Here is a 6163-nt window from a genome sequence, read left to right on the forward strand (position 1 = left end):
CTCGCCCATGCGGCGCGGGCGCTGGCGGAGCAGTCCGAGCTTGAGGTCGCCTTCGGTTCGGACGGGCCGAAGCTTTCCAACGGCGTCCTGACGCTGCCGCATCCGCCGCGCGATCCGGGCGCCAACGGCAACGCCGCCCTGCGCGGCCAGGCGGACCGCCTGGCCCTGCGGCTGGCCAATCACGACGAAGGCCTGCACGCCCGGCTCCGGCCCGCGGATCAGCGCGCCGCCGATGTCTTTGAAGCGGTCGAACAGGCGCGCGTCGAGGCCGTGGGGTCGACCGCCCTCGCCGGCGTTCGGGCCAATCTGAGCGCCGCTCTTTTGACCCGGCTGGAGAAGATGGGGGCCCTGCGCGCCGACGCCGAGCGCGTGCCCCTGCCCGAGGCCGTGGCCCTGCTGGTGCGCGAACGCCTGACGGGACAGCGCGCGCCCGACGGAGCGGGCGCGATGCTCGACCTCGTCCGCACCTCTCTCGAGGACAAGGCGGGCGACAAACTCAACGCCCTTGCCGAGGTGGCGGGCGACCAGACGGCCTTCGCCGAGCGGCTGAAGGACGTGCTGCGCGCGCTGGACCTCGATCCCGGCGACGGTCGCGGCGACGACGCCTCGGACGACCAGGGCGACGAGGAGCCCGATCCGCAGGACCCGGACGCGGCCGACGACCAGGACGAGGAAGACGACGCCGGCGGCGGCGAGGGCCAGTCGATGGACGGCTCGACCGACGACAAGGACCAGGGCGAGGACCGCGACAGCCGACCGGACGGCGCGCCCGGCGATCCCGACGGCGAGGCCTCGGACGACGGCCCCGACGTCAATGAAGGCTCCCTGCCCAACCGCCAGCAGACCATGGACGACGGCCGGGCCATCGACGCCTACCGGGTCTTCACCACCGCCTATGACGAGGTGGTGGACGCCGCCGACCTGTGCGACCCGAACGAGCTGGAGCGGCTGCGCGCCCTGCTGGACCAGCAGTTGACGGCGCTGTCGTCGGTGGTGTCGCGTCTGGCCAACAAGCTGCAGCGCCGCCTGATGGCGCAGCAGAACCGCAGCTGGCATTTCGATCTCGAGGAGGGGGTGCTGGACACCGCCCGCCTGACCCGGATCATCACCGACCCGACCAGTCCGCTGAGCTTCAAGGCCGAGAGCGAGAGCCCGTTCCGCGACACGGTGGTGACCCTGCTGCTGGACAACTCCGGTTCCATGCGCGGGCGGCCGATCATGGTCGCAGCGGTGTGCGCCGACATTCTGGCGCGGACGCTGGAGCGGTGCGGGGTCAAGGTCGAGATCCTCGGCTTCACCACCCGGGCGTGGAAGGGCGGCCAGGCGCGCGAGGCCTGGATCACGGCCGGCAAGCCCGCCAATCCGGGCCGGCTGAACGACCTGCGGCACATCATCTACAAGTCCGCCGACGCGCCCTGGCGGCGGGCCAAGAAGAGCCTCGGCCTGATGATGCGCGAGGGGCTGCTCAAGGAAAACATCGACGGCGAGGCCCTGACCTGGGCGCACGAACGGCTGCTGGCCCGTACGGAGTCGCGGCGCATCCTGATGGTCATTTCCGACGGCTCGCCGGTCGACGATTCCACCCAGTCGGCCAATGCGGCCCTGTATCTGGACAAGCACCTGCGCCAGATCATCGCCGAGATCGAGACCCGGTCGCCGGTCGAGCTGATGGCCATCGGCATCGGCCATGACGTGACCCGCTGGTACCGCCGCGCCGTCACCATCGTCGATGTCGAGCAGCTGGCCGGGGCCATGGTCGAGAACCTGGCCGCCCTGTTCGACTCCGAGCCCAAGGCCGTGGCCTCGGGCCGCCGCCGGAAGGCCGCGTGAGGCGGCTCGCCGCCGTCGTCCTGACATTGCTGACGGGCGCCTGCGCGAGCGCGGGCGTGGTCCCGGAGCCCTGGCGCGGCGTCGCGGACGGCTGGACGCCGGCGGCGGCGGAAATCCGCACGATCGGGCTGGGCGCGCCCGGCGGGGTCCGGCTGGCTCCGGGCGTGCGGTTCGCGGGCGGGGTCCAGATCATCGCGCCGAGGGGCGACCGCCTGCACGGCCTGTCGGACCTGAAGCTCGCGGACGGCGACATGGTGGCGGTCACGGACTCGGGCGATCTGGTGCGCGGGCGTCTGTCTCTCGACCGGCGCGGCCGGCTGGCGGGCGTTTCGGATCTGCGCCTGCGCGGACTGACGGGCGAGGACGGGCGCGCCTTCGCGACCAAGTCGGATGGCGACGCGGAAAGCCTGGCCGTCACGGCGGAGGGGGAACTGGTGATCGGCTTCGAACAGACGCCGCGCCTGTGGTCCTACGGCCCGCTCGACGCCTTGAGAAACAGGCCTTCGCCGCGGGCGGCTCCGCCGGTCGCGCCCGGCAATGACGGTCTGGAAGCGCTGGCGGCCGGGCCTGACGGCTTGCGCGCGGCGGCGGAAACCGGCGGCGTCTGGGACTGCGGGTCCCGATGCGTCGAGGTCGCGCCGCCGCCCGCGACGCCGCCTGCGATCTCGGACTGGCGCGTCACCGGCATGGACCGCGATCCGGCGGGCGACGGCTGGTTCGTGGTCGAGCGCCTTTACCGCGCGCCGTTCGACATGCGCGCGCGCCTGCGCCGCATGGATGCGTCAGGCCGGCCCGGGCCGGTGCTGGCGACCCTCAGCCTGCCGTCGACGACGGACAATTTCGAGGGCGTGGCGGCCGTGTCGGGCGCGGCGGGGACGCGGCTCTACATGCTGTCGGACGACAACGACAACCCGCGTCAGCGGACCCTGCTTCTGGCCTTCGATGTGGAGACCCGGAAACCCTGAAGGAGGGTCAGCCGCCGTCCGGCATGCGGGCGCCTTGCATGCGGCGCAGCATTTCGCGGCTGGCGGCGGCTTCCTCGGCGGTCTGGACGGTGTTGCGGCAGACGCGGCGGCCGAAGCGCGAACCGGTGACGGCCTCGGTCCGGCAGACCTGGGTCGGCTGGGCTGGCGTGGCGGCCACGTTCACGGGCGGCAGGTTCGCCACCTGACCGGTTTCAGCGGTCGCGGCCGGCGTCTGGGCGGTGGCAGGCGCAGCGGTCTGCGCGGCGGGAGAGGTCTGCTGCAGGATCAGTGCGGACGCGAACAGGACGGGGAGGAACACCAGGAACTCCTGTGAAAAGGTTGATCCCATAATGCCAGCCGGGCCGGGGATCGCAACCCGGGCGGGCGATCAGACCTTTTCGCTGATCTTTATGGCGACACGGCAGCCGGCCTTGATGACCGCGCTGAGCAGGTCATAGCCGGGCGCCTCGCGGGCCCCGTGGTCGACGGCGTGGTCGTGGTGGGCCAGCTCCTCCTCGCGGAAGACCGAGAGCTCCGCGGCCAGGGCGGGGTCGCGGTCACGCAGTTCGGCGATCTGGTCGGCGTAATGCGCCTCGATCACGCTTTCGACCGCCTCGGTGCAGGCGTGGGCGGCCTTCTCGCCCATCAGGGCGGTGCCGGTTCCCAACGCCATGGCGGCCAGGCGCCAGACCGGCGTCATCAGGGTGGGCCGCACCCGTTCGGCGTTCAGCAGGGCGTCGAAGCGGGCCAGATGCACCGCCTCCTGATCTTTCATCTCGCCCAGGTCGGCGGCCAGGGCCGACTTGCCGGCGCGGCCCTCGAACACGGCCTTCTGGGCGCGGTAGATGTGGACGGCGGCGTATTCGCCCGCGTGATCGACGCGCAGGATTTCGGCGCGACGGCGCCTGCTCGCGCCGCGGCCCGGCCGGGCCAGCGGAATGCGCCGGTCGGCTAACGGATCCGCTGCGGGGCGCTCAGTTTCCAGGCGCTCTGGCATCCTTGGGCCTCTTGGCGGCGAGAAGGCTGAACACGGCGAGGGCCGCCGAGATCAGGGCGTTCCATCCTGCCATCGACAGGCCGAGGAAGCGCCACGTCACCGTGTCGCAGAAGATCGGCGTCTCGATCGGTCCGGTGCCCAGGGCCAGGGCGGCCAGCCCCTCGAGGTTGACCTCGCCGCCGCCTGAACAGGTCGCAGGCAACTCCCACCACTTCATCTCGCCGCCCATGTGGAAGACGGCGGTGATGGTTCCGGTGGCGAAGACCACGGCCAGCAGGAAGGCCGCGATGCGGGGCGTGCCCCGGCTGCCGCGGCTGACAAGGTGCCAGACGGTGGCGGTCAGGGCGATCGCCACGGCGCCCCAGTAGACCTCGCGCTGCTTGAGGCACAGGTTGCAGGGAGCGAGGCCCGCGAACCGTTCGAACGCATGGGCCGCGCCCAGCAGCGCCAGCGAGGCGGCGAGCGCGAAGGCGGTCCACCACCGGGTCAGGAGTCGGTAAAGGGCTCTCATCGGACGACGTTCATAGCCGGGCCCGGACGCCGCGTCGATGCGGCTCGCCGGATCAGAGAAGCTTCACCGCCGCTATGGCGCCGATCAGCACCACCAGGCCGATGACGGTCCACATCGCCAGCCGCTTTTCGACCATTTCGAGCATGGGGGGACCCCAGCGTTTGAGGATGAAGGCCTCGGCGTAGAACCGCGCGCCGCGGGTGAGGACGCACAGGGCCACGAACAGCGCGAAGTTGAACTGGAAAATGCCCGAGGCGATGGTGATCAGCTTGAAGGGGATGGGCGTCAGCCCCTTGATCAGGATCACCCAGGCGCCGTGCTGCTGGAACAGGGCCTTGGACGCCTCGAAGGTGTCGGCCTTGCCCAGCCAGGCCAGGATCATCATCCCGACGTCGGTCAGGAAATAGCCGATGGCATAGCCCAGTACGCCGCCCAGCACCGACGCCAGGGTGCAGACCCCGGCGTAGAAATAGGCGCGGTCCGGGCGCGCCAGGACCATCGGGGCCAGCATCACGTCGGGCGGAATCGGGAAGAAGGAGCTCTCGGCGAACGAGACCGCGGCCAGGGCCGGGGTGGCGTGTTTGCTGCGGGCAAGGTCGAAGACCCAGTCGTAGAGCTTGCGAAGCATTTGATCCCTTGGCGGAAGCCGACGGGTGGCGTCTAGCAGGCGGCGCGGGCGGGCGCATCAACCGAAACAGGCCGTTATTCGCGATCGCGGCCAACGGTCGCTATAGAGGCGCCTCCCGCCTCCCCAAGGACGGACGTTCCATGCGCTATCTGCACACCATGGTCCGGGTCACGGACCTGGACGCTTCCCTGCATTTCTACCGCGACCTGCTGGGTCTGGTGGAAACACGCCGGACCGAGAACGAGGCCGGGCGCTACACCCTGGTCTTCCTCGCCGCGCCGTCGGACCGGGGCCGCGCCGAGGCCGAGCGGTCGCCCGAGGTGGAGCTGACCTTCAACTGGGACCCGCAGCCGTACGACGGCGGGCGCAATTTCGGCCATCTGGCCTACAAGGTCGACGACATCCATGCGGTCTGCCAGCGGCTGATGGACGGGGGCGTCGTCATCAACCGCCCGCCGCGCGACGGCAACATGGCCTTCGTGCGCTCGCCCGACGGCATCTCCATCGAACTGCTGCAGGAAGGATCGCCCCTGGCGCCCGCCGAACCCTGGGCCTCCATGCCGAACATCGGCAGCTGGTGACCGTGCGGACCCTGATCGGCGTCATCGCCGCGGCCGCGGCGCTGGCGGCCTGCGCCTCCACCTCGGAGACCTATCCGGGGCGCACGGCGACCGAACAGCTGCTGGTCGCGCGCGCGGCCGACCGCGCGGTCGAGGGCCTGACCCTGCCGATCCCGGCCGGGTCGCGGGTCTTCGTGGACGCCGCCTTCTTCCAGGCCGAGAACTCGGCCTACGCCGTCAGCGCCATCCGCTCGGCCCTGTCCGACGCCGGCTACGCCATGGCGCAGTCGAAGAACGACGCCGACGCCGTGTTCGAACTGCGCGCCGGGGCCCTGTCGCTGGAGCAGATGCGCCGCGTCTTCGGCCTGCCCGAGATGCGGGTGCCGATCAGCGAGAGCCTGAACGTCGTCTCCTTGCCCGAGCTGTCGATCTACAGCCGCCGGGACCGGGTCGGGGTGGCCGAGTTCTCGGGCTTCCTCTACGAGCCGCGCACGGGCGCGCCGCTGGGAGCCGTGGTGCCGATGACCGGCGAGTTCCGCATCCGCAGCCACAAATTCCTCATGGTCGCCGCCTGGGGCCAGCAGACCATCGACCCGGGCGAACGCGAGCCCGGCGACAGCTGGCGGCAGTTCTAGGACGCGCTTGCGCCCCGGCCCCGCGTCGGGGATGGTC

8 protein-coding genes are annotated in these 6163 nt (G+C 71.2%); 4 read left to right on the forward strand and 4 right to left on the reverse strand.

What is annotated here, in order from left to right; all coding sequences use genetic code 11:
- On the forward strand, positions 1-1830 hold a 1830-nt coding region (gene cobT, locus V6M42_RS10555; protein WP_332678439.1), incomplete at its 5' end, for a cobaltochelatase subunit CobT.
- Complete coding sequence (locus tag V6M42_RS10560) at positions 1827-2795, forward strand: esterase-like activity of phytase family protein (protein ID WP_332678440.1); 969 nt, start codon at positions 1827-1829, stop codon at positions 2793-2795. The genes cobT and V6M42_RS10560, both read left to right, overlap by 4 nt.
- 7 nt (positions 2796-2802) lie before the next feature.
- On the opposite strand, the gene V6M42_RS10565 is transcribed toward V6M42_RS10560, so the two are convergent.
- The 4 genes from V6M42_RS10565 to V6M42_RS10580 all read right to left on the reverse strand — a co-directional run bounded on the left by V6M42_RS10565 (position 2803) and on the right by V6M42_RS10580 (position 4931).
- Positions 2803-3114, reverse strand: a complete 312-nt coding sequence (locus V6M42_RS10565; RefSeq protein WP_332678441.1) for a hypothetical protein — start codon at positions 3112-3114, stop codon at positions 2803-2805.
- A 69-nt stretch (positions 3115-3183) separates the two neighbouring features.
- Positions 3184-3792 carry a demethoxyubiquinone hydroxylase family protein gene (locus tag V6M42_RS10570; protein WP_332678442.1) on the reverse strand — a complete coding sequence of 203 codons (609 nt, stop codon included), beginning with the start codon at positions 3790-3792 and terminating at the stop codon, positions 3184-3186.
- Entirely contained in the window at positions 3770-4303 is a 534-nt protein-coding gene (locus tag V6M42_RS10575; protein ID WP_332657294.1) for a disulfide bond formation protein B, read from the reverse strand. The genes V6M42_RS10570 and V6M42_RS10575 overlap by 23 nt, the downstream gene beginning before the upstream one ends.
- Positions 4304-4355: 52 nt before the next feature.
- Entirely contained in the window at positions 4356-4931 is a 576-nt protein-coding gene (locus V6M42_RS10580) for a YqaA family protein (RefSeq protein ID WP_332678443.1), read from the reverse strand.
- Positions 4932-5071: 140 nt separating this feature from the next.
- On the opposite strand from V6M42_RS10580, the gene V6M42_RS10585 reads away from it, so the two are divergent.
- Positions 5072-5512: a VOC family protein gene (locus V6M42_RS10585; protein ID WP_332678444.1), complete on the forward strand. Its 441-nt coding sequence runs from the start codon at positions 5072-5074 to the stop codon at positions 5510-5512.
- Positions 5509-6126 carry a DUF6655 family protein gene (locus V6M42_RS10590; RefSeq protein ID WP_332657298.1) on the forward strand — a complete coding sequence of 206 codons (618 nt, stop codon included), beginning with the start codon at positions 5509-5511 and terminating at the stop codon, positions 6124-6126. Before V6M42_RS10585 ends, V6M42_RS10590 begins: the two co-directional genes overlap by 4 nt.
- The last annotated feature ends 37 nt before the right edge of the window (positions 6127-6163 follow it).

This window comes from Brevundimonas sp. (genome assembly GCF_036677305.1).
In the GTDB taxonomy this organism is placed as follows: Bacteria; Pseudomonadota; Alphaproteobacteria; order Caulobacterales; family Caulobacteraceae; genus Brevundimonas.